The sequence below is a fragment of the Rhizobium sp. AN80A genome, from assembly GCF_030053015.1.
GTDB lineage: Bacteria > Pseudomonadota > Alphaproteobacteria > Rhizobiales > Rhizobiaceae > Rhizobium > Rhizobium metallidurans.
Window position 1 is genome coordinate 932413 of sequence record NZ_JASJPX010000003.1, and the last position, 26549, is coordinate 958961.

Annotated in this window: 29 protein-coding genes and 1 pseudogene; 14 read left to right on the forward strand and 16 right to left on the reverse strand. The window is 63.0% G+C overall.

Annotated features, from left to right (window positions below; genetic code table 11):
• Position 1: 1 nt before the first annotated feature.
• Together P3R82_RS16110 and P3R82_RS16115 are read right to left on the reverse strand one after the other, a co-directional pair.
• Positions 2-1132 (reverse strand): DUF2865 domain-containing protein, encoded by a 1131-nt coding sequence (locus P3R82_RS16110; RefSeq protein ID WP_283194557.1) that lies wholly within the window; start codon positions 1130-1132, stop codon positions 2-4.
• Positions 1133-1303: 171 nt separating this feature from the next.
• Positions 1304-3616, reverse strand: a complete 2313-nt coding sequence (locus tag P3R82_RS16115) for an NADP-dependent malic enzyme (protein ID WP_283194558.1) — start codon at positions 3614-3616, stop codon at positions 1304-1306.
• Positions 3617-3868: 252 nt separating this feature from the next.
• Here P3R82_RS16115 and P3R82_RS16120 point away from each other — a divergent pair, with 252 nt between their 5' ends.
• On the forward strand, positions 3869-4681 hold the full coding sequence (locus P3R82_RS16120; protein ID WP_183902114.1) for a UDP-2,3-diacylglucosamine diphosphatase: 813 nt from the start codon (positions 3869-3871) through the stop codon (positions 4679-4681).
• Between the two features lie 168 nt (positions 4682-4849).
• Positions 4850-6071, forward strand: a pseudogene (locus P3R82_RS16125) (MFS transporter).
• On the opposite strand, the gene dgcA reads toward P3R82_RS16125, so the two are convergent.
• The gene (dgcA, locus tag P3R82_RS16130; RefSeq protein ID WP_283194559.1) at positions 6023-7006 is read right to left on the reverse strand and encodes an N-acetyl-D-Glu racemase DgcA; all 984 of its coding nucleotides are present in this window, start codon (positions 7004-7006) and stop codon (positions 6023-6025) included. The pseudogene P3R82_RS16125 and the gene dgcA sit on opposite strands and share 49 nt — an antisense overlap.
• Before the next feature lie 98 nt (positions 7007-7104).
• Here dgcA and P3R82_RS16135 point away from each other — a divergent pair, with 98 nt between their 5' ends.
• From P3R82_RS16135 to P3R82_RS16155, 5 genes are read left to right on the forward strand one after another with little or no spacing between them, the layout of a single operon-like run.
• The gene (locus P3R82_RS16135) at positions 7105-8274 is read left to right on the forward strand and encodes an MlaE family lipid ABC transporter permease subunit (protein WP_283194560.1); all 1170 of its coding nucleotides are present in this window, start codon (positions 7105-7107) and stop codon (positions 8272-8274) included.
• A 9-nt stretch (positions 8275-8283) separates the two neighbouring features.
• The gene (locus tag P3R82_RS16140; protein ID WP_183902066.1) at positions 8284-9132 is read left to right on the forward strand and encodes an ABC transporter ATP-binding protein; all 849 of its coding nucleotides are present in this window, start codon (positions 8284-8286) and stop codon (positions 9130-9132) included.
• Between the two features lie 9 nt (positions 9133-9141).
• Positions 9142-10512 carry an MlaD family protein gene (locus P3R82_RS16145; protein WP_283194561.1) on the forward strand — a complete coding sequence of 457 codons (1371 nt, stop codon included), beginning with the start codon at positions 9142-9144 and terminating at the stop codon, positions 10510-10512.
• A gap of 16 nt (positions 10513-10528) precedes the next feature.
• Positions 10529-11143: an ABC-type transport auxiliary lipoprotein family protein gene (locus P3R82_RS16150; protein WP_283194562.1), complete on the forward strand. Its 615-nt coding sequence runs from the start codon at positions 10529-10531 to the stop codon at positions 11141-11143.
• Positions 11144-11172: 29 nt separating this feature from the next.
• Positions 11173-11664, forward strand: a complete 492-nt coding sequence (locus P3R82_RS16155; protein ID WP_283194563.1) for a GNAT family N-acetyltransferase — start codon at positions 11173-11175, stop codon at positions 11662-11664.
• Positions 11665-11947: 283 nt separating this feature from the next.
• On the opposite strand, the gene P3R82_RS16160 is transcribed toward P3R82_RS16155, so the two are convergent.
• Both P3R82_RS16160 and P3R82_RS16165 read right to left on the reverse strand, forming a co-directional pair.
• A complete protein-coding gene (locus P3R82_RS16160; RefSeq protein WP_183902062.1) occupies positions 11948-12103 on the reverse strand; it encodes a hypothetical protein in 156 nt (51 codons plus the stop codon).
• Between the two features lie 159 nt (positions 12104-12262).
• Positions 12263-12547, reverse strand: a complete 285-nt coding sequence (locus tag P3R82_RS16165) for a hypothetical protein (RefSeq protein WP_283194564.1) — start codon at positions 12545-12547, stop codon at positions 12263-12265.
• A gap of 106 nt (positions 12548-12653) precedes the next feature.
• Here P3R82_RS16165 and coaD point away from each other — a divergent pair, with 106 nt between their 5' ends.
• The 5 genes from coaD to tgt all read left to right on the forward strand — a co-directional run bounded on the left by coaD (position 12654) and on the right by tgt (position 16573).
• Positions 12654-13148 carry a pantetheine-phosphate adenylyltransferase gene (gene coaD / locus P3R82_RS16170; RefSeq protein WP_183902060.1) on the forward strand — a complete coding sequence of 165 codons (495 nt, stop codon included), beginning with the start codon at positions 12654-12656 and terminating at the stop codon, positions 13146-13148.
• A gap of 25 nt (positions 13149-13173) precedes the next feature.
• Positions 13174-13737 (forward strand): peptidylprolyl isomerase, encoded by a 564-nt coding sequence (locus P3R82_RS16175; RefSeq protein ID WP_183902059.1) that lies wholly within the window; start codon positions 13174-13176, stop codon positions 13735-13737.
• Between the two features lie 26 nt (positions 13738-13763).
• Positions 13764-14273, forward strand: coding sequence for a peptidylprolyl isomerase (locus tag P3R82_RS16180; protein ID WP_283194565.1), 510 nt, complete (start codon positions 13764-13766; stop codon positions 14271-14273).
• 86 nt (positions 14274-14359) lie between these two features.
• Positions 14360-15442 (forward strand): tRNA preQ1(34) S-adenosylmethionine ribosyltransferase-isomerase QueA, encoded by a 1083-nt coding sequence (gene queA, locus P3R82_RS16185; protein WP_283194566.1) that lies wholly within the window; start codon positions 14360-14362, stop codon positions 15440-15442.
• Positions 15443-16573: a tRNA guanosine(34) transglycosylase Tgt gene (tgt, locus tag P3R82_RS16190; protein WP_283194567.1), complete on the forward strand. Its 1131-nt coding sequence runs from the start codon at positions 15443-15445 to the stop codon at positions 16571-16573.
• Positions 16574-16575: 2 nt separating this feature from the next.
• Here tgt and P3R82_RS16195 read toward each other — a convergent pair whose 3' ends face one another.
• From P3R82_RS16195 to rutA, 7 genes are all read right to left on the reverse strand, one after another.
• Entirely contained in the window at positions 16576-17004 is a 429-nt protein-coding gene (locus P3R82_RS16195) for a DUF4864 domain-containing protein (protein WP_283194568.1), read from the reverse strand.
• Positions 17005-17083: 79 nt separating this feature from the next.
• Entirely contained in the window at positions 17084-17392 is a 309-nt protein-coding gene (locus P3R82_RS16200) for a hypothetical protein (protein WP_283194569.1), read from the reverse strand.
• A gap of 124 nt (positions 17393-17516) precedes the next feature.
• Positions 17517-18050: a flavin reductase gene (locus tag P3R82_RS16205; protein WP_283194570.1), complete on the reverse strand. Its 534-nt coding sequence runs from the start codon at positions 18048-18050 to the stop codon at positions 17517-17519.
• A gap of 9 nt (positions 18051-18059) precedes the next feature.
• Positions 18060-18851 (reverse strand): pyrimidine utilization protein D, encoded by a 792-nt coding sequence (gene rutD, locus P3R82_RS16210; RefSeq protein WP_283194571.1) that lies wholly within the window; start codon positions 18849-18851, stop codon positions 18060-18062.
• Between the two features lie 5 nt (positions 18852-18856).
• Entirely contained in the window at positions 18857-19246 is a 390-nt protein-coding gene (rutC, locus tag P3R82_RS16215; protein ID WP_111565069.1) for a pyrimidine utilization protein C, read from the reverse strand.
• Positions 19247-19269: 23 nt separating this feature from the next.
• A complete protein-coding gene (gene rutB, locus P3R82_RS16220; protein ID WP_283194572.1) occupies positions 19270-20007 on the reverse strand; it encodes a pyrimidine utilization protein B in 738 nt (245 codons plus the stop codon).
• Positions 20004-21095: a pyrimidine utilization protein A gene (gene rutA / locus P3R82_RS16225; protein ID WP_283194573.1), complete on the reverse strand. Its 1092-nt coding sequence runs from the start codon at positions 21093-21095 to the stop codon at positions 20004-20006. Before rutA ends, rutB begins: the two co-directional genes overlap by 4 nt.
• Positions 21096-21168: 73 nt before the next feature.
• Between rutA and P3R82_RS16230 the strand changes: the two genes are divergently transcribed.
• Both P3R82_RS16230 and P3R82_RS16235 read left to right on the forward strand, forming a co-directional pair.
• The gene (locus P3R82_RS16230) at positions 21169-21309 is read left to right on the forward strand and encodes a hypothetical protein (protein WP_283194574.1); all 141 of its coding nucleotides are present in this window, start codon (positions 21169-21171) and stop codon (positions 21307-21309) included.
• A gap of 217 nt (positions 21310-21526) precedes the next feature.
• The gene (locus P3R82_RS16235; protein ID WP_283194575.1) at positions 21527-23299 is read left to right on the forward strand and encodes an ABC transporter ATP-binding protein; all 1773 of its coding nucleotides are present in this window, start codon (positions 21527-21529) and stop codon (positions 23297-23299) included.
• 133 nt (positions 23300-23432) lie between these two features.
• Here the strand turns inward: P3R82_RS16235 and P3R82_RS16240 are convergent, their stop codons facing one another.
• From P3R82_RS16240 to P3R82_RS16255, 4 genes are all read right to left on the reverse strand, one after another.
• The gene (locus P3R82_RS16240; protein ID WP_283194576.1) at positions 23433-24212 is read right to left on the reverse strand and encodes an ATP-binding cassette domain-containing protein; all 780 of its coding nucleotides are present in this window, start codon (positions 24210-24212) and stop codon (positions 23433-23435) included.
• A 477-nt stretch (positions 24213-24689) separates the two neighbouring features.
• Positions 24690-24884 carry a TetR-like C-terminal domain-containing protein gene (locus P3R82_RS16245; RefSeq protein ID WP_283194577.1) on the reverse strand — a complete coding sequence of 65 codons (195 nt, stop codon included), beginning with the start codon at positions 24882-24884 and terminating at the stop codon, positions 24690-24692.
• 41 nt (positions 24885-24925) lie between these two features.
• Positions 24926-25759 carry an MBL fold metallo-hydrolase gene (locus tag P3R82_RS16250; protein WP_283194578.1) on the reverse strand — a complete coding sequence of 278 codons (834 nt, stop codon included), beginning with the start codon at positions 25757-25759 and terminating at the stop codon, positions 24926-24928.
• A 4-nt stretch (positions 25760-25763) separates the two neighbouring features.
• Entirely contained in the window at positions 25764-26546 is a 783-nt protein-coding gene (locus P3R82_RS16255; protein ID WP_283194579.1) for a TatD family hydrolase, read from the reverse strand.
• Positions 26547-26549: the final 3 nt, after the last annotated feature.

Here is a 26549-nt window from a genome sequence, read left to right on the forward strand (position 1 = left end):
CCTACCGCTTCGGCGCGGGTGCCGGCGGCTGTTGCTGCTGCGCGCCCGGCATGGCGGGGTTCTTGAGGTCGATCGTACCCCGGTCGCCGGCAAGGAACTGTGGGCCGACCTGGCGCACCTTGCCGGCTGTCGGATCGTAGGGACGATCGGGGACCTGCGGCTGGGGCGGTGGCGCCGGCTGTTGCGGCGTCGCGTTGCTCTCGGGCTTGGCGATGGCGGGTTTCGGGGTTTCGATCGATGTGATCGAACTCTGCTGTGGCGGAGGCTCGCCGACCTGCTGGTTGCGGCGCATCTGTTCGTAATAGGCGGGCAGATTGCAGCTGCAGGACGACGTCTCGCCGGGCTTGCGGTTCTTGTAGGCGAAGGCATACGGCATGGCGCTATAGGGAGCGCCTGACGAGGCCGAGATCATGCTGTCCGTCTCGCCACTGGAGACGTCGCGATAAAAGAGCTCCGTCTGGATGCCGGGGCACATCTGCTGGCAGGTGCTGGCGTCGCGGGCGAAATCGAAGGAGGTGGCGTTCGAGCGGAGCGGGAAGAATCCGCCGTCGCAGGTGCGCACGCAGACGGTATTCAGATTGGAGAGCGGCTGGCCACTCGGCGAGAACGTGTAGGAGCGCTGCCGCTCGCCACCGAGCGGAATGAAGGTGTCATCGCGCATCGCCTGATCGTCGATGCTGGGCGGGCTCGCATATTGCGGTTCGTCATACTGCTGCATCGGCGCATTGCAGTTGTTTTCATCGAGGGCCGCGAACAGCTCGTTGCGCAGGCGGGCGTCGGGGCTTTGCGCGCGCAGCTGGTCTCGGCGCATCTGCAGGTTGGCGATGTTGTCGAGCATCTTCGCTTCGGCCTGATCGAGCTCGCCGCAATAGCCGGCATTGTCGCCGCCGATGATCACCATGCTGCCGCTGCTGCAGCCGTTGCGGCGCAGGTCGCTGCGCAATTTGCGAAGCTCGATGTTCTGCTCGGCGATGGCGCTGGCGAACCTGCGGACCTCGGGCGAGTTGCCGCCGATCGTCTCGGGTACGGTGGCGAGACGAGCGCGCAATTGGCCGCAGATCGGCGCCATCTGCGCATAGGCGGGGGCGGATAGGGCAATCAGAAATGCTGCGGCCATATTGAGGCGGATCAAGGCATCGTCCCGTCAGTGAGCAAATACCGAATGGCGAAGGGCGGACCATGGCCCGCCCTTCGATATAACCTGCTTGTCTTAACAAGCTGCCGCTCAAAGCCTAACGCATTTCCGGCGTTCAAGGCAAATCACGCCGGTACACATCCGCGCGGGCCAAATCAGGCGGCCAGATCAGGCGGGTTGCGAGGCCTCGACGACCGCGAGCGCGGCCATGTTGACGACGCCGCGCGAGGTGACCGACGGCGCCAGGATATGGGCGGGCATGGCCGCGCCGAGCAGGATCGGGCCGACATGCAGGCCATCGATCATCGACTTGACGACGCCAAGGGTGATGTTGGCCGCATCGAGGTTCGGGAAGACCAGGAGGTTGGCTTCGTCGTGCAGCGTCGTGTTGGGCATGACGCGCTTGCGCAGCGTTTCGGAAATCGCGCTCTCGCCATGCATCTCGCCATCGACCTCGAGATCGGGCGCGGTCTCGCGCACGAGCTGCAGGGCGTCGCGCATCTTGGTGGCGCTCTCGGATTCACGCGAGCCGAAGTTCGAATGCGAGACCAGGGCGGCGCGCGGCGTGATGCCGAAGCGCTTGATTTCCTCGGCGGCGAGCACGGCGGATTCCGCCACTTCCTCGGCCGTCGGGTTGAACGTGACATAGGTGTCGGTGAAGAAGGTGGCGCCACGCTGCGAGATCAGCAGGCTGAGCGCCGAGAAATCGCGGACATTCGGGCGCTTGCCGACGATCAGGCGGACATCGCGCAGGTGCTTCTCATAGCGGCCTTCGAGACCGCAGATCAGCGCGTCCGCCTCGCCACGCTTCAGCGCCAGCGCGCCGATGACGGTCGTGTTGGTGCGAACGATGGTGCGGGCGGCTTCCGGGATGACGCCGCGGCGGCCGACCAGCGACAAATAGAGCTCGACATATTCGCGGAAGCGCGGATCGTCCTCGGGATTGATAACGTCGAAATCCGCCAGCGGACGGATGCGCAGGCCGTAGCGCTGCAGGCGTGTTTCGATGACCTGCGGACGGCCGATCAGGATCGGCTTGGCGATGCCTTCCTCGAGGAGGACCTGGGCGGCACGCAGCACGCGCTCGTCTTCGCCTTCGGAGAAGATGACGCGCTTCTTGTCGGCATTCTTAGCCGCCGCGAAAATCGGCTTCATGACGAAGCCGGAGCGGAAGACGAAGCGGTTCAGCTGGTCGAGATAGGCATCGAAATCGGCGATCGGGCGCAGTGCCACGCCACTGTCGGCCGCAGCCTTGGCGACGGCGGGGGCGATGCGCAGGATGAGCCGCGGATCGAAGGGCGAGGGGATCAGGTAGTTGGGGCCGAAGATCGGCGTTTCATCCGAATAGGCGCGGGCGGCGACATCGGACGGCTCCTCGCGCGCGAGTGCCGCGATGGCGCGCACGGCGGCCATCTTCATTTCCTCGTTGATCGTGACGGCGCCGCAATCGAGCGCGCCGCGGAAGATGTAGGGGAAGCAGAGGACGTTGTTGACCTGGTTGGGGAAGTCCGAGCGGCCGGTGCAGATCATCGCGTCGGGGCGGGCGGCGCGGGCGAGATCGGGCATGATTTCGGGGTTCGGGTTGGCGAGCGCCATGATGAGCGGCTTATCCGCCATCTGCGCCAGGAGCTCGGGCTTCAGGACGCCGGCGGCGGACAGGCCGAGGAAGACGTCGGCGCCGCCGATGTTTTCGGCGAGCGTACGCGTGTCGCTCTTCTGCGCATAGACGCTCTTCCATTCGTCCATGAGCTCGACGCGGCCTTCGTAGACGAGGCCTTCGAGGTCGTGAACCCAGATGTTTTCGCGCTTGGCGCCGAGGGTGACCAGCAGATTGAGGCAGGCAAGGGCCGCGGCACCGGCGCCAGAGGCGACGATCTTCACCTCCTCGATCTTCTTGCCGGCGAGCTCCAGGCCATTCAGGATCGCGGCGGCGACGATGATGGCGGTGCCATGCTGGTCGTCATGGAAAACCGGGATCTTCATCTTCTCGCGCAGCTGGCGCTCGATCTCGAAACATTCCGGCGCCTTGATGTCCTCGAGATTGATGCCGCCGAAGGTGGGCTCCAGCGAGGCGACGGTCGAGACCATATGGTCGACGGTCGATGCGTCGACCTCGATGTCGAAGACGTCGATGTTGGCGAACTTCTTGAAGAGGACGGCCTTGCCTTCCATGACCGGCTTGGAGGCCAGCGGGCCGATATTGCCGAGGCCGAGAACGGCGGTGCCGTTGGAGATCACGGCAACCAGGTTGGCGCGCGACGTATAGTCGGCGGCCGTTTCCGGATTGTCGCGGATGGCAAGACAGGGGGCGGCGACGCCCGGCGAATAGGCGAGCGCCAGATCGCGCTGGTTGCCGAGCGGCTTGATGGCCTGGATCTCGATCTTGCCGGGACGGGGATAACGGTGGAAGAACAACGCCTGTTCATCGAGGCTGCCGCCTGCCGCCTTGTTGTCCGTCTTCGGTTTGTCGCTGTGATCCATCGTAATGCTCCGGGCTGCCGCACATGCTTTCATTGGAGCGCTTTCAATACATCAATCGAAAGGCGGTAACAGCGGGAATTTCGGTTCCTGTTCTCAAAAATTGCGCAAATGTCGAACCGCGCCCGCGTGATGCCGCCGATTGGTCAGCAAGGGCCGCCGATCACGTTCGTGTCATCATCCTGAAACACGAGTCTGGTTTTCAGGGGCACAGATGAAGCATGGGGCACGGGCAGGATGCTTGTGAAGGACAATATGGATACCCGCCACTTCCGTACGCTCTTTATTTCCGACGTGCATCTCGGCTCGAAAGCCGCGAAAGCCGACTTCCTGATCGACTTTCTGAAGTACCATGAAGCCGACACGATCTTTCTCGTGGGAGACATCGTCGACGGCTGGCGCCTGAAGCGCAGCTGGTACTGGCCGCAGGAATGCAACGACGTGATCCAGAAGCTGCTGCGCAAGGCGCGCAAGGGGACGCGCATCATCTATATCCCCGGCAATCACGACGAATTCCTGCGCGACTTCCCCGGCATGCACTTCGGCGGCATCGAAGTGGCCGAGCGGATGATGCACGAAGCGGCCGACGGCAAGAAGTATCTGGTGCTGCACGGCGACGAATTCGACGTCGTCGTGCGCAATGCCCGCCTGCTCGCCTATCTCGGCGACTGGGCCTACGACATGGCGATCATGATCAATATCGGGCTCGCCGCTGTCCGCCGCAAGCTCGGCATGCCGTACTGGTCGTTCTCGGCCTGGGCGAAGCTGCAGGTCAAGCACGCGGTCAACTTCATCGGCGAGTTTCAGAAGGTCGTGGCCGAGGAAGCCCGCAAGAGCGGCGCCGACGGCGTGATCTGCGGCCACATCCACCATGCCGTCATGGAAGACATGGACGGCGTGCGCTACATCAACACCGGCGACTGGGTCGAGAGCTGCACGGCGATCGCCGAACACGAAGACGGCACCTTCGAACTCATCGAATGGCGCACCATGGGTGGCGCCCTAGCTCCGGCGCCGCTGGCGCTCGAAGATCATCGCAAGCGCGAGCCGGCGCAGCAGGCAGCTTAGCGCCCTGATATCTCGCTGTTGCGAAACGGAATTGTGCGGGTGCTGCCGTTGCCGTTTCGCGACAGCTTCGGCTTATTTTTGAAATCGGTTTGGGGCGACCTTTTCTCGCCTTGGTCGCGCTTACGGTGACATGTTAGGCAACGCAAAGGTTCCTTTCAGGTCACACCGATGATTCCCGCCACGAAAGCCTCCTTCACCGAGGCCGCGCCAGCCCATTTCCGGCTGCTGAGCGCTTTGTCCTACTGCGCGCCACTGCTCGTGAACGGTGTCGCGCTGCCGTTTTTCCCCATCTGGCTGGCGATGCACGATTTCAGCGATCGTGAAATCGGCATCATCCTGGCCGTGCCGATGGTGGTGCGCGTTCTCGTGGCGCCCGTCGTCGCGATGTATGCCGACAGGATGAAGGAACGCGCCGACGTGCTGGTGTTTTCCGGCGGCCTGTCGCTCCTGACGGCGATCGCGCTCTACTGGACCGACACCTTCTGGCCGGTGCTGATCGTCTACACGATCCAGGGCGCGACCTTTTCTCCCTATGTGCCCGTGGTCGAGATCGATCGTCATCTCGGGCGTGCGGCGCTGGGGTTTCGACTACGGCTCGATGCGGGTCTGGGGCTCGATCGCCTTCATCGCCTCGACGCTGGTCGGCGGCCGGCTGATCGGAAACTGGGGCGGGCAGATGGTTCTGCCCGTGATGATCTTCGGCTTCCTGATGACCATGGTGATGGCGGTCTACTGTCCGCGCATCGGGCCGACGCGGCGGCGCGGTACGCCTGTCGATCTGCAGCAGGCAACCGGCAGTTCGCTTCGGCAGCCGCATTTGCTGGTGCTGCTCATCGGCGTCGCCATCCAGCAATCGAGCCACGCGCTGCTTTATGTCTTCGCCACGATCTATTGGCGTGATCTCGGATTTTCCGGCACCGAGATCGCGGTGCTGTGGAGCGCGGGGGTCGCCGCCGAGGTCACCGTGTTCTTCCAGTCGAAGAGGATCTGCTGCTATTTCGACGCCTGGACGCTGATCCGCGTCGGCGCCGCCATCTGTGTCTGCCGCTGGCTGCTGTTTCCGATGCAATGGGGCTTCGTCGGCTTCTTCCTGCTGCAGTGCCTGCACGCCTTCAGCTATGCCTTCGTTCATACCGGCGTGCAGCGGCGCATCATCGCCTCGGTGCAGGCGGCGCAGGAATCGTCGGCGCAGGGCGCGTATTTCTTCTACAACGGCATGTTCATGGGGCTGATGACCATCGCCTCCGGCTATATCTACGCGCTGCTCGGCCTGGCGAGCTACTACGTCATGGCGCTTGCGGCGGTGCTGGGGCTCGGACTGATCATCGTCGCCTATTATCTTCAGCCCCAGAGCGCGGATTCGGGCGGAAAGACGAGCGAGCCGGCATAGCGCAGGCCCGGCTCGCGATCGCGGGCGAGAAGCAGCGGTCCGTCGAGATCGACGAAGGCGACATCCTGGGCAAGGAGTACGGCCGGCGCCATGGCAAGCGACGTTCCGACCATGCAGCCGAGCATGATGCGGAAATCGAGCCGCTCGGCTTCGCGCTTCATCGCCAGGGCCTCGGTCAAACCGCCGGTCTTGTCGAGCTTGATGTTGATGGCGTCGTAGCGGTCGCGCAGGCTGGCGAGATCGCCGGTATGGTGGACGCTCTCATCGGCGCAAACAAGGATCGGGCGGTCGATGTCGGCAAGCAGTTCGTCCCGGCCGGCCGGCAGCGGCTGCTCGACCAGCGCCACGCCGCATTCGGCGGCGATCCGCAGATGGTGGGCGAGGCGTTCCTCCGGCCATCCTTCGTTGGCGTCGAGAATGATCGCGGCATCGGGCGCGGCCGCACGAACCGCGCGGATGCGGCTCTCGTCGTCTCCGGTGCCGACCTTGACCTTGAGCAGGGCGCGCGCCGCGTTGGCGCGGGCGTGCTCGGCCATCACCTCGGGCTCGCCGAGGGAGATCGTGAAAGCGGTGGTCAGCGAATGCGGCGCGGCCAGGCCAAGCATGGCCGCGACCGACGTGCCGGTTTGCTTGGCTTCGAGGTCCCATAGGGCGCAATCCACGGCGTTGCGGGCGGCGCCGGGCGGCATGGCCTGCTGCAGATCGGCGCGCGAGAGGCCTGCCTCGATCAGCGGGCGCGCGGCTTCGATCTGCGCGCCGACGCTTTCCATCGTCTCGCCGTAGCGGCGATAGGGCACGCACTCACCTCTGCCCGAGAAACCGTGCTCGCCGACCGTGCAGACGATCACCTCGGCGCTGGTCTTCGTGCCGCGCGAGATCGTGAATGTACCCGCGATTGGAAATGAGTCCGTCTGAATTTCAAGTGACCGTGGCATAAATGCAATCCTGCAAGCATGGAAATCTGGTGCGGCATCGTTATATTGGCTCAACGCTGCGGACCTGTGTTCGCGAGTCGGCAATGTCGCCGTAAGCCTTGAGAGACACAAGCATTTTGAAGTCCGAGAACCGTAACGCCGCCTCACTGCACGTGGACGACCAAGCACAGGGTTCGGATACACTCGTGCATCTCGAAGGCAATTGGCGAAGCGCCAACATACATCTCGTTCTCAAGGATTTCGACAAGCTTTCGGCCCGCAAGGGCGGGAACCTGACGATCGATCTCTCGGGAATCACCGATATCGACACGGCCGGCGTCTGGCTGCTGTGCCGGCTGAGGAAGCAGGTCGAGAGTGCCGGCGGCACGATGACGATCGAGGGCAGCAATCCGCATATCGACGAACTGCTCGAATCGTTTTCCGAGGAACGGCCGAAGCCGGAGGTGGAGCAGGTTCCGCCGCTTTCGCTGCCGGAACGGATTTTCGCTCCGATCGGCCGGATGATGTACGACCTGTGGAACAATCTCGCGGCGGCGATGTACATCCTCGGATCGGCGGTGCGCGGCGCGCAGATGAAATTCGGTCGCGGCAGCGGCGTTTCGCCAGCGTCGATCGTCAACCAGATCGACCATATGGGCGTTCGCGCCGTGCCGATCATCCTTTTGATGTCGTTCCTGATCGGCGCGATCATCGCCCAGCAGGGCGCTTTCCAGCTGCGCTATTTTGGCGCCGAGGTGTTCGTCGTCGATCTCGTCGGCATTCTGCAATTGCGCGAAATCGGCGTGCTTTTGACCGCGATCATGATCGCCGGCCGTTCCGGCAGCGCGATCACGGCCGAAATCGGCTCGATGAAGATGCGCGAGGAGGTGGACGCGCTGAAGGTCATGGGCCTGAACCCGATCGGCGTCCTGATCTTTCCGCGACTGGTGGCGCTGACCGTGGCGCTGCCGCTTCTGAGCGTGCTTGCCAATTTCGCCTCGCTGTTCGGCGCCGCCGTCGTCGCCTGGGCCTATTCGGGCATCACCTTCGCCAACTTCATAGCGCGCCTGCACGAGGCGATCACGCTGTCGACCGTGCTGTCGGGGATGATCAAGGCGCCGTTCATGGCGCTGGTTATCGGTATCGTCGCCGCCGTCGAAGGCTTAAAGGTAGGGGGCAGCGCCGAATCGCTCGGCCAGCACGTGACGGCGGCCGTGGTGAAGGCGATCTTCGTGGTCATTCTCATGGACGGGCTGTTCGCCATGTTCTATGCAGCTATTAATTTTTAGGGATTTTGCGTGGACGAGCAGCAAACGACGACCAAGGACGAGGCAGGGCGGGACATCGTGCTTTCAGCGCGCGACGTCACCGTTGGCTTCGGGTCGAAGATCGTTCTCGATAATCTGAACCTCAATATCTACAAGGGCGAGATCCTGGGCTTCGTCGGTGCGTCGGGGACGGGCAAGTCGGTACTGATGCGCACGGTGCTGCGCCTGCTGCCGCGCCGCTCCGGGCAGATCAAGATCCTCGGCCAGGACTTCGACGAGCTCGACGAGCCGCAGCGCAACGCGCTCGACATGCGCCTCGGCGTGCTCTTCCAGCAGGGCGCGCTGTTCTCGTCGCTGACGGTGAAGGAGAACATCCAGGTTCCGATGCGCGAGTATCTCGACCTGCCGCCGGCGCTGATGGACGAACTGGCGCATCTGAAGATCAGGCTGGTGGGCCTGGCGCCGGACGCGGCCGACAAATATCCTTCGGAGCTCTCCGGCGGGATGATCAAGCGTGCCGCATTGGCGCGCGCGCTGGCGCTCGATCCGGAACTGGTGTTTCTCGACGAGCCGACCTCCGGCCTCGACCCGATCGGCGCGTCGGAATTCGACGACCTCATCGCCAAGTTGCGCGACACGCTCGGTCTGACCGTCTACATGGTGACGCACGACCTCGACAGCCTGTTTTCGGTTTGCGACCGTATCGCGGTGCTTGGCAAGAAGAAGGTGATGGTCGAGGGAACGATCGAAGACATGCTGGCCTATGACGACCCCTGGGTTCAGGCTTATTTCAAGGGCAAGCGCGCGCGTTCGATCGTGCCGCAGAATGGCCACGCATCAGCCGACATCAGGCTGGCGCAAGATAGCCGCGGGAAGTGAGCGGATAAGATGGAAACCAAAGCGAACTACACAATCGTCGGCTTCTTTACGGTTCTGGTCATCGCGGCAGCCTTCGGCTTCGTTTACTGGATGGCCCAGTACGGCCGCGGCGGACCGATGGCCGAGCTTATCGTGCGCATTCCGGGCTCGGCGAACGGGTTGAGCGTCGGCTCGCCGGTGCGCTTCAACGGCATCCAGGTGGGTTCGGTACAGTCGCTGTCTATCGACGCCGATGATCCGCAGTTCTCGCTCGCCTTCACCGAAGTGCGTGTCGATGCGCCGATCTACCCGACCACCAAGGCGGTCCTCGAGATCCAGGGCCTTACGGGGGCTGCCTATGTCGAGCTGTCGGGCGGCCGCGTCGGGGAGAAGAACATCCTGCAGGCGGCCTCCGAGGCCGGCAAGCGCGCGGTCATCGTCGCCGACCAGTCGAGCGTCACCAACCTTTTGTCCACGGCCGACAAGATTCTCGAGCGTGCCAACGATGCCGTCGGCCAGGTTCAGGGCTTCGTCAAGGATGCCCGTGGACCGCTGACGAAAACGCTGCAGAACGCCGAGACCTTCTCGGACGCGCTGGCCAAGAATTCCGGCAATATCGACAGCTTCCTGCAGAGCGTGGGCCAGTTGTCAGACACCGTGCGCAACGTCTCCGGCCGCGTCGACTCGACGCTCGCGGCCATTGAATCGCTGGTGAAGACTGTGGATGCCAAGAAGATCGACACGATCCTGTCCAATGCGGAAACGGTGAGCCGCAATGTGGCAGACGCGTCGGGCGGCCTGAAGGACGCCATCCAGAAATTCGAGGAGACGGCGACCACCTACAACGACTTCGGCAAGAAGGCGCAGGCGACGCTCGACAAGGTCGACACGCTGGTGGCGCAGATCGATCCGGCCAAGGTCAGGGGTTCCATCGACGATATCGCGCAGACGACCAAGGATGCCCGCGCGGCGGTCGCCTCGATCAAGGATGTCGCCGATACCGTGAACGCGCGCCGCAGAGACGTCGATTCGACGATCCAGAACGTCACCGAGATGGCCAACAAGCTGAACGCCGCATCGACCCGCGTCGACGGCATTCTGGTGAAGGTCGACAAGCTGCTCGGCGACGACAGCACGCAGTCGATGTTCACGCAGGCGCGCGACACGCTGGAATCCTTCAAGAAGGTGGCGGACAATCTCAACAGCCGCATCGGACCTATAGCCGACAATCTGCAGAAGTTCTCGAGCGGCGGCCTGCAGAACGTCCAGGCGCTGGTCAACGACGCGCGCCTGACAGTGCAGAATTTGAACGATGCGATCAGCAATTTCGACAAGGACCCGCAGCGGTTGATCTTCGGCGGGGACACGGTCAAGCAGTATGACGGCCGGACCAGGCGTTAACAGGGGAAGTCAGCATATGGCTGTGTCGGATATAGTGGTGTCTCGCTCGTGGCTCATGAAAAGCATGATCGCCATGCCGTTGCTGGCCGCTGCGCTGGCCGGCTGCGGGACAGCGGCCAAGAACGATACCTATGATCTCTCGGCGCCGGCAAGCGGCGCGGGACCTTCGGCGAAGGGGCGCCAGATCCTGGTGCAGCAGCCGACGGCGCTGCAGGCGCTGAACAGCGAGCAGATCGTCATCAAGGTCTCGTCTTCGGAGATCCAGTATCTTGCCAAGGCGCAGTGGAGCGACAAGCTGCCGCGCATGGTTCAGGCCAAGCTCGTCGAGGCCTATGAGAATTCCGGCAAGGTCGGCGGTGTCGGCGTTCCCGGCCAGGGGCTGGCGATCGACTATCAGGTGATCACCGACATCCGCGCCTTCGAGATCCGCACAGGTGGCGGCAGCCAGGCCGTCGTCGAAATCTCGGCCAAGATCGTCAACGATCGCAATGGCTCGGTCCGGGGGCAGAAGGTGTTTTCGCAGACGGTGCCGACCGGCGGCGGCTCGAACGAGGCCTTCGTCAAGGCGCTTGACCGTGCCTTTGCGAGCGTCACCACCGAGATCGTCGACTGGACGCTGACGTCGATCTGATCGATCGGGAAGCCGTTTCGGAGGCTGGCATGATCAGGATTTTGGGCGCGGACGATGTCGAGGCGTTCAAGCGCATCCGGCTCGAGGCGCTCCGCATGGAGCCGGCCGCTTTCGCCAGCAGTTTCGAGGATTGGGCGGAGCTTGCCGACGAGGAATGGCGGCGACGACTGCTTGCCGACGCCGTCTTTCTTGCTTTCGACGGCGAGGAGCCCGTGGCGATCATGGGACTGATCAGGCAGCGGGCAAGCAAGATGGCGCATCGCGCGACGATCGTGATGGTCTATGTGCGCCGGGACAAGCGTGGTACCGGTCTGGCGCGCGAGCTGCTCGACCATCTCGTGAACCACGCCCGGCAGCAGGGTATCCGCCAGCTTGAATTGACCGCCAGCGCTGAAAATCCGGCCGCGATCGGCTTTTACCGGAACGCGGGGTTCGTACAGGCGGGGCTGATCCCCGGAGGCGTGATGGAAGGCGGTCGCGAGATCGACGACGTGATCATGGTCAGGCGGATCACACAATAATCTTCCCGGTCGTTCATCGAAATTCGGCCGCTCGTCGCGTTCAAGAAACGAAAAGGCCGAGCGCTGGGACACGCTCGGCCTTTCGTATTTCAGCTGTCGGGCTGCTCAGGGCCGATCAGAAGACGCTATGCTTTCCATGCAGTCTCTTATCTTCCTCGGTTTCGCGCCGCAGGGCGGTCACGGTCGATGCCACAGATACGATAAACATGATGCTGATAAGGGCAGTAAGCACAGTCAAGATCGTGAACATAAGCAATCCTCCAGGATTTTGCTTTCACGCCCCTCAGTATTGGCTCACAACGGAGGTGCGGGCCGATGCGTAAGGGCCGTATACTTTGGACGTTTCTACCTTCTGATCATAAAGCGCAACAGTTGCTGCAAGCATACCGGTCATCATTACCATCCATACTGCGTTAATCATGGTAATCTTGTTTGGCATATTTATCTTCCTTGTAGCGCCTATTTGCGCAACGCTTCGATTGAAAGAACGCGTCCGTTTGGATTTGGTTCCGCAGGACATTGACAAGTCGTTTACCAACGCCGATCTGAAGCCTCTTTGAATGCCTCGTTCATCTGGCGTTCATCTTCCTAAATCGGTTTATGCGTCTTCTCTAATCGGTTTAAAGGAGACGCGACCCATAACGCGCACGATCTCGTGATGTTCCCTGACGTCCCGGCGCACCCACGCACCGTCGCGCATCTCCATGATGTAGGCGTAGAGAAATTCGGCGGCGAGGGAGAGAGCGACTGATATGATGACAAGGAGGATGAGCATCTTGGGTTTCCAGAAGTGAACCGATCCCTGACGGCATCGGCGGCGTTGATGCATCCGGTTATAAGGATCGCGGCTGAAGCGGCCTTGAATGGGGCGTTCATCCGGCATTCAGTCGCCCGCCGCGCCCTCGCGCGCGCCGCCGGCGTCCGGGGCAAATGACTTGCGGCAAGGGCCTATCCGTGACAAAAGGCGTCGAAACAAATGGCCGGGGCCAATGACGACAGCTTTCTATCCGGGGTCTTTCGACCCGATCACGAACGGACATGTTGACGTGCTCGTGCAGGCGCTGAACGTGGCGTCGAAGGTGATCGTGGCGATCGGCATTCACCCGGGCAAGACGCCGCTCTTTTCGTTCGAGGAGAAGGGCGAACTCATCCGTCGGTCGCTGGCCGAGGCGTTGCCGGAGCGGACGTCGGATGTGTCGGTGGTGTCCTTCGACAATCTCGTCGTCGATGCCGCCCGAGCGCATGGCGCGGCCCTGCTGATCCGGGGTCTGAGAGATGGCACCGATCTCGATTACGAAATGCAGATGGCCGGGATGAACAGGCAGATGGCACCCGATATCCAGACCGTTTTTCTGCCCGCCGGCACGGCCTCGCGGCCCATAACCGCCACATTGGTCCGGCAAATCGCGGGCATGGGAGGCGATGTCAGTGCTTTCGTGCCTGCCGCCGTCTTGAAAGCCCTTCAATCCAAGCGCAAATCCTAGGCGAATTCGCCGCAACGGAGCTCACATGAAACTGTTTTATATTGCATTTGCCGGCGTGCTCTATCTCGCTTCGTTCGTTGGCGACGCTTTCGCCGCCGACACGATGACGATCGAGCTGAAGAGCGGACCCGTCGTGATCGAACTCGCGCCCGACGTCGCGCCGAAGCATGTCGCCCAGATCGAGGCGCTGGCCAAGAAGGGCGCCTACGACAACGTTGCCTTCCACCGCGTCATCGACGGCTTCATGGCGCAGACCGGCGACGTGCAGTACGGCAACATGGAAAAGGGCTTCGACAAGAACCAGGTCGGCACCGGCGGTTCCGACATGCCTGACATTCAGGCCGAGTTCTCCAAGACGCCATTCGTGCGCGGCACGGTCGGCATGGCGCGCTCGCAGGACCCGAATTCGGCCAACTCGCAGTTCTTCATCATGTTCGCCGACGGCTCCTTCCTGAACGGCCAGTACACGGTTGTCGGCAAGGTGATCTCCGGCATGGAAAACGTCGACAAGATCAAGAAGGGCGAAGGCCAGAACGGCGAAGTCAGCGATCCCGACCGCATGGTCAAGGTCACCATCGCCAAGAAGTAAGTTTCAAGACCAGTAGGAGAATAAGAATGGCTGAGATCAAGGATCCGGAAAACACCATCATCCTGGAAACCACCAAGGGCAAGGTCGTCATCCAGCTTCTGCCCGAAGTCGCGCCCGAGCACGTGGCCCGCATCAAGGAACTCGCGCGCGAGAAGGCCTATGACGGCGTCGTGTTCCACCGCGTCATCAACGACTTCATGGCGCAGACCGGCGACGTGAAGTTCGGCAAGAAGGGCAGCGAGAGCTTCAACCCGGGCCGTGCCGGCATGGGCGGCTCCGAGAAGCCGGACCTCAAGGCCGAGTTCTCGGCCGTCAGCCACATCCGCGGCACCTGCTCGATGGCCCGTTCGCAGAACCCGAACTCCGCCAACTCGCAGTTCTTCATCTGCTTCACCGACGCTCCGTGGCTGAACAAGCAGTATTCCGTCTGGGGCCAGGTCATCGAAGGCATGGATAACGTCGACAAAATCAAGAAGGGCGAACCGGTCGTCGATCCGGATTCGATCGTCTCGATGCGGGTTGCCGCCGACGTCTGATTGTGATTTCTGCTGAAACCCGCCCTTGCGCGAGAGCGCGGGGCGGGTTTCGCTTTGCCTGGACCAGCCTTCCCGGAACTGCCTTCATGCGCGTAGACCTTTTCGATTTCGAGCTTCCCGATGAACGGATCGCTCTGCGGCCCGCCGAGCCGCGCGACAGCGCGCGCCTGCTGGTCGTCGACCCGCACCGCGAAGCGCAACTCTCCGATCACCGCGTTTGCGACCTGCCGTCGTTCCTGAAGCCGGGCGATGCGCTCGTGTTCAACGACACCAAGGTCATTCCGGCGCAACTCGAAGGTATCCGCCACCGGGAGGGTGCGGGCGGCCAGCAGGTTTCGGCGACGCTGCACATGCGGGTCGGCGCCAATCGCTGGAAGGCATTCGCGAAGCCGGGCAAGCGCATCAAGGTCGGTGACCGGATCGCCTTCGGCGATAGCGGCGAGAGCTGCCTGCTCGGCGCGCTCGACTGCACCGTGGAAGAGAAAGGCGAGGGCGGCGAGGTGACGCTTGTCTTCGATCTGTCGGGCCCTGCGCTCGACGAGGTCATCCATTCCGTCGGCCATATTCCGCTGCCGCCCTACATCGCCGCCAAGCGTGCCGAGGACGAGCGCGATCGCGCCGACTACCAGACGATCTATGCCCGCGAGGACGGCGCCGTCGCCGCGCCCACCGCCGGGCTGCATTTCACGCCGGAGCTTTTCGCGGCACTCGACGAGGCCGGCATCGAGCGGCATTTCGTGACGCTGCATGTCGGCGCCGGCACCTTCCTGCCGATGAAGGTCGACGACACCGACGATCACAAGATGCATCTCGAAAGCGGCTATGTCAGCGACGAGACAGCCGCCAGGCTGAATGCCGTGAAAGCGAGGGGCGGGCGGATCGTGTGCGTCGGCACCACGTCGCTCAGGCTGATCGAAAGTGCCGCGCAGAACAGCGGCGAGATCCGCGGCTGGGCGGGCGCCACTGGCATCTTCATCACGCCGGGCTACCGCTTCAAGGCGGTCGACGCGCTGATGACCAACTTCCACCTGCCGCGCTCGACGCTGTTCATGCTGGTTTCGGCCTTCGCCGGCCTGGAGACCATGCACGCGGCTTATGACCATGCCATTTCGACAGGCTACCGCTTCTATTCCTATGGCGATTCCAGCCTTCTTTTCCGGAAAGACTAGATGACCGAGAACTTCCAGTTCACCCTCAAGAAGACCGATGGCGGCGCGCGCCTCGGCGAAGTCTCCATGCCGCGCGGCACGATCCGCACGCCGGCCTTCATGCCCGTCGGCACCGTCGGTACCGTCAAGGCGATGTATCTCGACCAGGTGCGCGACGCCGGCGCCGACATCATCCTTGGCAATACCTATCACCTGATGCTACGCCCCACTGCCGAGCGCGTCGCCAGGCTTGGCGGTCTGCACAAGCTGATCCGCTGGGATGGGCCGATCCTCACCGACAGCGGCGGCTTCCAGGTCATGTCGCTCTCGGGCCTGCGCAAGCTCGACGAGCAGGGCGTGACCTTCAAGAGCCATGTCGACGGCAGCCTGCACCACATGTCGCCGGAGCGCTCCATCGAGATCCAGGGGCTGCTCGACAGCGATATCCAGATGCAGCTCGACGAGTGCGTGGCGCTGCCGGCCGAGCCGCGCGAGATCGAGCGCGCCATGGAGATGTCGCTGCGCTGGGCCGAACGCTGCAAGGTGGCTTTCGGCAACCAGCCGGGCAAGGCGATGTTCGGCATCGTGCAGGGCGGCGATATTCCGGCGCTGCGCGTGCGCTCCGCAGCAGCGCTCGCCGATCTCGACCTCAAGGGCTACGCGGTCGGCGGCCTTGCCGTCGGTGAGCCGCAGGCTGTCATGCTGAAGATGCTCGAGGAGACGCTGCCGGTCCTGCCGACCGAGAAGCCGCGCTATCTCATGGGCGTCGGCACGCCCGAGGATATCCTCCGCTCGGTGGCGCGCGGCATCGACATGTTCGACTGCGTGATGCCGACCCGCTCCGGCCGTCACGGCCTGGCCTTTACCCGCCGCGGCAAGGTCAACATCCGCAATGCGCGCCATGCCGAGGATATGCGCCCGCTCGACGAGCAGTCGAACTGCCCGGCGACGCGTGATTACTCGCGTGCCTACCTGCACCACCTCGTGCGCTCCAACGAGGCGCTGGGCGGCATGCTGCTCTCTTGGAACAACCTCTCCTATTACCAGGAACTGATGCAGGGCATCCGCAAGGCGATCGCCGAAGGCCGCTTCGCCGATTTCATGGCGGAGACGGAAGCGGAGTGGGCTAGGGGCGATCTCGAACCCGTCTGAACTCAGATACCCTTGCTCTCAGTGTCCGGCAGGATCTGGACGCCGCCGATCTTGTAGCCGCCATCCGGCTGACGGATGACCTGGTAGATCGCCGTCCAGTCCTTGCCGTCGCGGCCGGAGATCAGCACCTCGTGGTAGATCATCGCGCCGTTGTCGATCGAGCGGCTGCGGCCGAAGGCGTAGTTTCCGGGGTGATAGACCGGCTCGTAGCTCTTCTTGACCATGGCGAAGAAGAGGTTCTTGTCGGGATAGGCGGCCTTGATGCCGGGGGCGGCATAGGAATAGGCCTTTTCGGAATCGTCCTGCAGGAATGCCTTGATCTGCGCCTCGATCATCGACCGCGTGGTGTCCAGAGGGTCTTGCGCGCGCGCCGGAGACAGCGTGACGATGGCGGTGAGACCGAGGATGAGGACTGCGAAGAAGGCGCGCATCGGCATATCTCCCACTATCCGCGGCGCATGGCCGCCACCCCTTGGATAGTAGGGCTTTCAGCGCGCAAGGAAAGGGCAATCAGAGCCGGCCGCGTGCGAAAATTCGCGACAGGAGCAGGCCCGCGACGAGCACGCCGGCGGCGATGAAAATGGTGTCGATGGGCGTGCCGATATAGAGCGGCCCGACATTGGCAAACAGCAGGAAGGCGATGACGAAATTCGTCCAGCCCCAGACGACATTCAGTTCCGCCGAGCTTTCCCCGGCGCCCGACCCGCGCGCGAATGGCGTGCGAAACGGGCGGCCGCAGACGCCGTTGACGAAATGCGGAATGCCGTTGGTCATGATGGCTGCGGCGAAGAAATGAACGATAAAGGCGATCCAGGGCATCGACGTCTCCGAGCTGTTCATCCGGGCCGATCATGCTCGTGACGCAACGGCAGGTTACGCTACGGGACGACCCGGAATTCCGGCAGGGAACGCGCTGACCTAAGCTCTTGTTCCATAAGCCGGATCAGATCGTGTGATAGCGGCGATCGAAGTAGATAAGCGCCCGGCCGCCTTCGCTTTCCCTGATGGCGACCACCTCGCAGATCAGGATGTCGTGGGTGCCGCCATCGGAGACCGACTTCACCTTGCAATCGAGCGAGATCAGTGCGTCGTCGAGCGCCGGCGCCCCGGTCGCGAGGGACGACCAGCTGGCGCCTTCGAACCGCTCCCGGACGGGCGTCTTGCCGCCGAAGCGCCGGCTCAGCTCTTCATGGGCGTGCGACAGGGTGTTGACGCAAACTACGCGGTTGGCGCTGACGGCGGGGTAGGCGGAGGAGCCGCGATTGATGCAGACGAGCAGGGTGGGCGGATCGTCGCTGACGCTGCAGACGGCGGTTGCGGCAAAGCCCGCGAGGCCCGCAGGACCGTCCGAGGTGACGACGTTGACGGCGGCGCCGAGGCGGGCCATGGCGTTGCGGTATTCCTGCTTGCGCTGGTCGGGAACAGCATCCGCGATTGTCGCTGGCGCTTCTGGGATCATTTTGGCTGATGCTTGCATATCTGGGTCCTAGCGGATTTCGGATCTCGCGTCACGAAGGAAGCGCAGCACGGTGTCGTTGAAGGTCTCGGGCTCCGTCACGTTGACGGCATGCGCGCCGAAGTCCGTCAGAGCCAGTTCGGCGTGCGGCAGTCCCTCGGCGAGGCGGACCGATCGGGTGCAGGGGACGAGGAGGTCGTCGCGGGTGGCCATGACGAGCGTGTGGGCGGCGATGTCGGACAGCCGGTGATCGAGATCGAAGGCCCGGAGCGCCGCGATACGACGCAGGATATTGGCCTTGCCCTGGAAATGGGCAATGGCGTGCCGCTCCTCGGCATCAAGACGCTCGGCATTTTCGGACATCCAGACCGAGGGATAGAGGAAGAGCGGCTGCGCCTTGACGAACATCTCGACCCCCGACCGCTCCAACAGTTCAATCCTGACATCGAAGCAACGATCGGAGTGCGGATCGGCCTTGCTCCAGGCGTTGACGAGGACGAGCTGGCCGATCATGTCGGGCCGGCGGAGCGCGAGGTCCAGCCCGATCAGCCCGCCAAGCGCATGCCCCATGAAGTCGAAGCGCTCGAGGCCGAGAGCCAGCGCGATCTCCAGCACGTCGTCGGCCATGGCGGCGATGCCGCCCGCCTCGGGCATCTCGCCGCCGGTACGGCCGGTGCCGCGATGATCGTATGTGACGACGCGGAAGTCAGCTGACAGCGCCTCGATCTGCGGCGCCCAGTAGCCGGCCGCGCCGCCGAGGCCCGATGACAGGATGATGGTGCGAGCGCCGGCATGGGTCTGGCCATGAATGTCGAAATGCATCCCGGTCATTTCTTGCCGATATGGGCGACGGTCGCGATCTCGACCAGAGCGTCCGGCTTCACCAGGCCGCACTGGACGCAGTAGCGGGCCGGCTTGTCGCCGGGGAAATACTCGGCATAGACGGCGTTGACGGCCTGGTAGTTGGCCCAGTCGGTGACGAAGATGTGGTTCATGGTCACGTCTTCCATCGTACCTCCCGCCGTTTCGATCACCGACTTGATGATCTCCAGCACATGGCGGGTCTGGGCGCCGGCGTCGCCGACATGGACGACATCGTTGTTCTTGTCGAAGGGCAGCGTGCCGGAGACATAGACGATGCCGTCGGCAAGCGTGCCTGGCGAATAGGGGGCGATCGGCTTCTGCGTTCCCTCGGGGACGATGATCGATTTTGGCATGATGTGTCCTCTTCTGTTCCTGATCAGGCTTCGGTTGGCGCTGCTTGAGAGATGACGCCGCAGAAATCGTTGACGGTGGCGACCCAGCCGAAGAATTTCTCGACGTTGTAGACGGTCGCCTGCTGGATGAAATCGGGCCCGAGGTGATGGGTCGCGTCCTCCAGCATCACGCCGAAATACTCGAGGTGGAAAGCATCGCGCAGCGAACTCTCGACGCAGACGTTGGTGGCGATGCCGACGAAGACGAGATTGCGGATGCCGCGGGCGCGCAGCACGCTGTCCATGTTGGTGTTGAAGAAGCCGCTGTAGCGGGTCTTCGGCACCAGGATATCGCCCGGTTGCGGCTGCAGCTCGTCGACGATCGCGTAGTCCCAGGTGCCCTTGGCCAGCAGCTGGCCCTGCAGCTCCGGCCGCTGGCGCATGGTCTTGAGGGCATTCGACTTGTGATAGTTGGGCGAGCCCGGTCCGCCGGCCTCGACGTAGTCCTTGTCCCAGCCGTTCTGGAAATAGATGACCTGGACGCTTGCAGCGCGGGCGGCGTCGAGCGTCTTCTTGATGTTCGCGATCGTGCCCTTGGCGCCCGAGATGTCGAAGCCGGCGAGGTCGACATAGCCACCTTCCGTCGAATAGGCGTTCTGCATATCGACGACGACGACGGCGGTTTCGCTCGGCCTCAGCGTGATCGGCTCGGGGCGGGCGGGGAGGGTGACGCTCCGCGTGCGCTCGCGCGGCGGCTGGTATCCTGCCGGTGCGACGCTCATTCGGCTGCCTCCAGCATCGGCTTGACATGCCGGCGGCATGCCATCAGCGGCTGGATGCGGGTGCCGAAATCCTCGACGCCCTTGACGAAGTCGTCGAAGGTCAGGAGCACGCCGCCGGTGCCGGGGACGGTTGGCACTTCGTCGAGCAACTTCGCCACGGTCTCATACGAGCCGACAAGCGTTCCCATGTTGATATTGACGGCGGAGACGGGGTCGGCCATCTGGCGGATATTGGTGTCGGCGCCGGATTTGGTGTCGGCCGCGCCCTGAACGCCGAGCCAGGAGATCGCCTCCTGATCGGCACCGGCCTTGTAATGCTCCCACTTGGCGCGGGCGGCTTCGTCCGTCTCGTCGGCGATCACCATGAAGAGCACGAAGGAGGAGACGTCACGGCCGGTCCTGGCGGTGGCGGCCTTCAGGCGTTCGGCGGCGGGCGCGAAGGCCTTGGGCGTATTGACGCCGACGCCGAAGCAGAAATTGTAGTCGGCATATCGCGCGGAGAATTCCATGCCGGCATTCGACGAACCGGCGCAGATGACCTTCATATCGGCCTGCGGGCGTGGAGAGAGGCGGCAATCGTCCATCTGGAAGAACTCGCCCTTGAGATCGCTCCTGCCGGTTTCCCAGAGTTCACGCAGCACGGTGGCATATTCGCCGAGATAATCGTAGCGCCTGGAAAAATACTCGTCGCCCGGCCACATGCCCATCTGCGAATATTCCGGCCGCTGCCAGCCGGTGACCAGATTGAGGCCGAAGCGGCCGTTGGAGATGCTGTCGATGGTGGACGCCATGCGCGCGACGATGGCCGGCGGCATGACGAGGGTGGCGGCGGTGGCGAAAAGCCGGATGCGCGTGGTGACGGCGGCCAGTCCCGACATCAGCGTGAAGGATCTGAGATTGTGATCCCAGAACTCGGTCTTGCCGCCGAAGCCACGCAGCTTGATCATCGACAGCACGAAATCGAAGCCGTATTTCTCGGCCTTGAGGGTGATCTCCTTGTTGAGCTCGAAGCTCGGCTTGTACTGCGGCGCGTTTTCCGACAGCAGCCAACCATTGTTTCCGATCGGGATGAAAACACCGACTTCCATATCTGCTCTCCTCTTGAGGCCTCGCGGCCAGGATCTGGTTCGGCATCTTCAATGCAGGCGGCGTGCCAGATTGATGAAGATCAATGAAATCAACACCATGCGGCAGGGCGCGACCGAATTTATTTATCGTTTGGTCAAATTTTTATCGGGCGGTAAAATTCATGCCGAAAAAGCGGACATGGATGCTCAAATTTTTGGCCACGTTCCGACATGACCGAATATTCGACGGATCCGATGCGCCGGTCCTGCCAGCCACAACCTCGGGAGGCGGTCTCACCAAGAAGTAACTTGACTTTTTGACGCTGGATTTGGATATCGGGCAAATCCTTGAAGCGGCTGGCTTTTGCCGGGACGCGCTGTTTTCCACACAGTTGCATTCTGCGCCCGATGGCGCGCCGCGGCATATTATATTGATTGGGAAGGGCTCGCGGATGAGCACATCGTCGCTGCTGAAACGCTTCGCCGGCTATTACAGGCCGCACCGGGGGCTGTTCGTGCTCGATTTCGGCAGCGCCGTGACGGCGGGCCTGCTGGAGCTTGCGTTTCCCGTAGCCGTCACGCTGTTCATCGACCGGCTGCTGCCGACGGGGCAGCTCGGGCTGATCGGACTGGCCGTCATCGGGCTGCTCGCCATCTATGTCGTCAACGCCGGATTGCAGCTGATCGTGACCTATTGGGGCCACATGCTTGGCCTGAAGATCGAGACGGAGATGCGGGCGAAGGCGTTCGATCATCTGCAGAAGCTTTCCTTCTCCTATTTCGACAATCAGAAGACCGGCCATCTCGTGGCGCGGCTGACCAAGGATCTGGAAGAGATCGGCGAGGTGGCCCATCACGGCCCCGAAGACATCTTCATTGCGATCATGACGCTGGCCGGCGCCTTCATTCTCATGTGGTGGGTGCATCCGCCGCTGGCGATCGTCACCGCGCTGATCGTGCCGCTGGCGGCCGTGGTGACGACGCGCTATGGCGGCCGGATGACCAGGACCTGGCACGCGCTCTATGGCCGCGTCGCGGATTTCAACGCCCGCATCGAGGAGACGGTTGGCGGCATCCGTGTGGTTCAGGCGTTCGCCAACGAGGATCACGAGCGCCGGCTCTTCGCGGTCAACAATGCCGGTTATCTTTCGACCAAGCTGGACGCCTATTGGGCGATGGCGGCATCGACCTCGCTTTCCTATCTGTCGATGCGTCTCGTACAGGTGGTGGTGATGCTCGTCGGGGCCTGGTACGTGACGAGGGGCGAGCTGTCCACGGGCGGTTTCGTGGGTTTCCTGCTTCTCGTCGGCGTCTTCTTCCGGCCGATCGACAAGATCAATTCGGTGATCGAGACATATCCGAAGGGGATCGCCGGCTTCCAGCGCTACGCGTCGTTTCTCGATACCGACCCGGATATCGCCGACCGCGCGGATGCCAGGAACATGCCTCGGCTGACGGGCGACATTCGCTACAGCAACGTGCATTTCGGCTATCGGGCCGGAAAGCCAATCCTCGACGGGCTCGATCTGACGATCAAGGCCGGCGAGACGATCGCCTTTGTCGGGCCATCGGGTGCCGGCAAGACGACCGTCTGCTCGCTGCTGCCGCGCTTTTACGAGGTGAGCAGCGGCGAGGTTTCCATAGACGGCGTCGATATACGCCAGATGACGCTGGCGTCGCTGCGCTCGAGCATCGGCATCGTGCAGCAGGACGTGTTTCTGTTTGCCGGGACGATGCGCGAAAACATCGCCTATGGCAGGCTCGGCGCCACCGAAGACGACATTCTCGAGGCGGCCCGCCGGGCCCGTCTCGACGAGGTCATCGCCGGCCTGCCCGATGGCCTCGACACGATCATCGGCGAGCGGGGCGTCAAGCTGTCGGGTGGCCAGAAGCAGCGCCTGGCGATTGCCCGCATCTTCCTGAAAAACCCGCCGATCCTCATTCTCGACGAGGCGACGTCGGCTCTGGACACGGAGACCGAGCGGGCGATCCAGCAATCGCTGTCCGAGCTCTCCGAGGGGCGCACGACGCTTGTCATCGCGCACCGGCTGGCGACGATTACCGAGGCCGACCGGATCTGCGTCATCGACAAGGGCAGGGTGGTCGAAGAGGGCAGCCACCGCGACCTTCTACGGCGCGCCGGCCCCTATCGGCGGCTGCACATGGCGCAGCAGACGGGCGCGCCCGATGACGACGGCGAGGCGGGTACGAAGAAGCTGGCCTAGCGTAAACACAATGACATCCTCACCTAGCGTGAGGATGGTTTTCGCCTAAGGTGACGATCGGGTTTGTCCTGTCCCGTCAGATGGTTGGCCGGCTGTGTTGTTGTCAGGCGAGGCCGGCGCGCACGCCGGGACGCTACAGCAGATAGCTGACCGGCTCGTTGCTCACAGGGTGCGGGAAAACGCCCATATCAACCCCGAAGACGGACTTCAGCACATCCGACTGAACGATATCGGCAGGCTTTCCGCGGGCCGAAATCCTGCCGTCGTTGAGCGCCACCAGCTCGTCGCAGTAGCGCGAGGCGAGATTGATGTCGTGGAGGACGACGACGATGGTCAGGCCACGCTCATGGCTCAGTTCGCGCAGCAGCGACAGGACGCCGGCCTGATGGGCAAGATCGAGGGCGGAGGTCGGCTCGTCGAGCAGCAGGCAGCTGGCGTTTTGCGCCAGCATCATGGCGATCCAGGCGCGCTGGCGCTCGCCGCCCGACATGTTGGCCACGAGGCTATCGGCGAAGCGCTCGAGATCCGTGCGCCGGATCGCATCCTCGACCAGATCGCGGTCGGCCTTCGTGAAGCGTCCAAGCGTGCCGTGCCACGGAAAGCGACCGAGCGCGACGAGCTCGCGCACCGTCATGCCGTCGGTGGCGGGCGTGAACTGCGGCATATAGGCGATCTCGCGGGCAAAGGCGCGCCCGCTCCAGCTCGCCGCCGGCTTTCCCTGGAGCGCAACGGTGCCCGATGTCGGATCGACCTGGCGGGCGATGGTCTTCAGAAGCGAGCTCTTTCCCGAACCATTCGGCCCGACAAGCCCGTAGACACGACCGGCCTCGAGCTTCAGGTCGACGCCACGCAAAATATGCTTCTTGCCGGCCTCGTAATGGATCTGCGACAGGGCGAGGAATTCGGCGGGCATGATGGCATCTCCGGCTGCGTACATAGGGTGCGACGCCGGACATCCGGACCGCACGGATGTAACTGCAAAACTTCACTGATCATGTCAACTTATGGCGGTGAAACGGCGGCGGAGCAGATGGCCTGGTTTCTCGGGCATGATGGCGTGCGGCCGTGGGAGGATGTGATGTCGCGAACGACGGGCGGCAGACGGTCGATGCGCGCTGCGGCTTTCCGGAGAAGGGAGCGGGCTGCTGCAAACGTCAGCTTTGTGGCAACAGACCGTTGAAATCATTGGCATGTTGCAGTTGGAAATAGAACCCACCCTACATATATACAAATATCGCATAAGATAGATTATGGAACAAAAAGATATATGCGGTAGCGGGAAACTGGCTCGATCTAGTGGCAGCCGCTTATTGCTTCGCTTCGTCGATCAGGCTCAATCGCCGTCGCCGCGCAATCCCAGGCAGACCTGCCGGATCACCTTGTCGAGCTGCTAAGTGTCCTCCTCGAGCCGGCCGGTCAGCAAACGGCTCCAGGCGAAGCCGGCCGGGAGTTCGATCGTCAGTTCCGGATCGACGTCGGCACGGATGTCGCCTCGGCGCTTGGCGCTGCGCACCAGTTCGGCTGTCCGACCGATGCGCTCGGCCATGTAGGTCCTGAGCGCTGCCGACGACGTCGTGTTCGTCACAGACCTGACAAGCCACCTCGGAAGCCGGAATTGCGTGAGGCTTAGTCCCCGCGCTCCGGGCTTTCGAGTTCAATCTCGAAGCTCATTTGGTCATAGGCCGGAACGACGTGATCGGGCGTCTCGGCCATGACGGTGTCGTAGTCGAGCGGCGTATGCATGTGGGTCAGGATGGCGCGCTTGGGCTGCAGGCGGCCGATCCATTCGAGCGACTGCTCGAGCGACAGATGGCTCGGGTGGTAGCGGTATTGCAGCGCATCGATGATCAGCACGTCGAGGCCCTGCAACTTCTGTACGCTTTCGGGCGGAAAGTCGCTGATATCGCTGCAATAGGCCACATCCCCGATCCGGAAGCCGAGCGAGGTGATGTCGCCGTGCTGTTGCAGGTGCGGGTGCAATGAAATGGCGCCGCCGGCGCCGGTGATACGAACAGGCGTGTCGAGATCGCGGATCAGCCTTGCTTCGACGATCGGCGGATAATTGCTGCCGGGAGGCGTTTCCAGGCAATAGCCGAAGCCCTGGCGAATGCGGTCCATGGTCGCTTCGTCGGCGTAGATCGGTACGCGCTGCTGGGCGCCGAAATAGTAGCCGCGCAGATCGTCGAGCCCGTGGATATGATCGGCGTGTGGATGGGTGTAGGCGACGGCGTCCACATGCCCGACCCTGGCTGATATCATCTGCTCGCGAAAATCCGGCCCGGTATCGATGACCACGGTGGTGACGCCGCCGTTGTCGTCATATTGCTGGATCATGAAGGAGGCGCGGGTGCGCCGGTTCTTCGGATTGTCGGGATTGCAGGCGCCCCAGTCGCCGGTGATGCGCGGAACGCCTGGAGAGGACGAGCAGCCGAGAATGGTGAACCGCCGCCTGTAGCCCACCGTGTCAGATCCTCGGCATCTTGGAGAAGCAGCGGAAGGCGTTGTCCGTCGTGATCGTCGCCATCTCGGCGTAGCTGAGGCCAAGCGTCTCGGCGAGCACCTCGGCCGTGTTGACCACGTAGGACGGCTCGTTGCGCTTGCCGCGCCACCGCTTCGGCGCGAGATAAGGCGCGTCCGTTTCGACCAGCAGGCGGTCGTGCGGGATGGTGGCGGCGATGTCGCGCAGCTCCTGCGACTTCGGGAAGGTCAGGATGCCGGAGAAGGACACGTAGCCGCCGAGCTCCACGCCCGTGCGCGCCAGATCGGCACCGGCCGAGAAGCAGTGGAGGATGAAGGGGAAGGCGCCCTTCCCCGTCTCCTCGGTCAGGATCGCGGCCATGTCCTCGTCGGCGCTGCGGCTGTGAATGACCAGCGGCAGCCTGGTTTCTCGGGCTGCCTCGATGTGGCGCAGGAAACCGGTCTTCTGGTCCTCGGGCTTTTGCGTGTCGTAGAAGTAGTCGAGACCCGCCTCGCCGATCGCGACCACCTTCTCATGCGCATTGGCCAGACGGATCAGGTCTTCGGCCTGAATGTCCAGCTCTTCGTCGGCATTGTTGGGATGCGTGCCGACGGAGCAGTAGACGGACGGATACTTCCCGGTGATCGCGAGCAGATTTTCCAGCTTGCGGACGCGGGTGGAGATCGTCACCATCTGCTTGACGCCACTGTCGTGCGCACGCTTGACGATCTCGTCGCGCTCCTCCTCGAAGTCGGCGAAATCCAGATGGCAATGGGTATCGATCAGCATCCT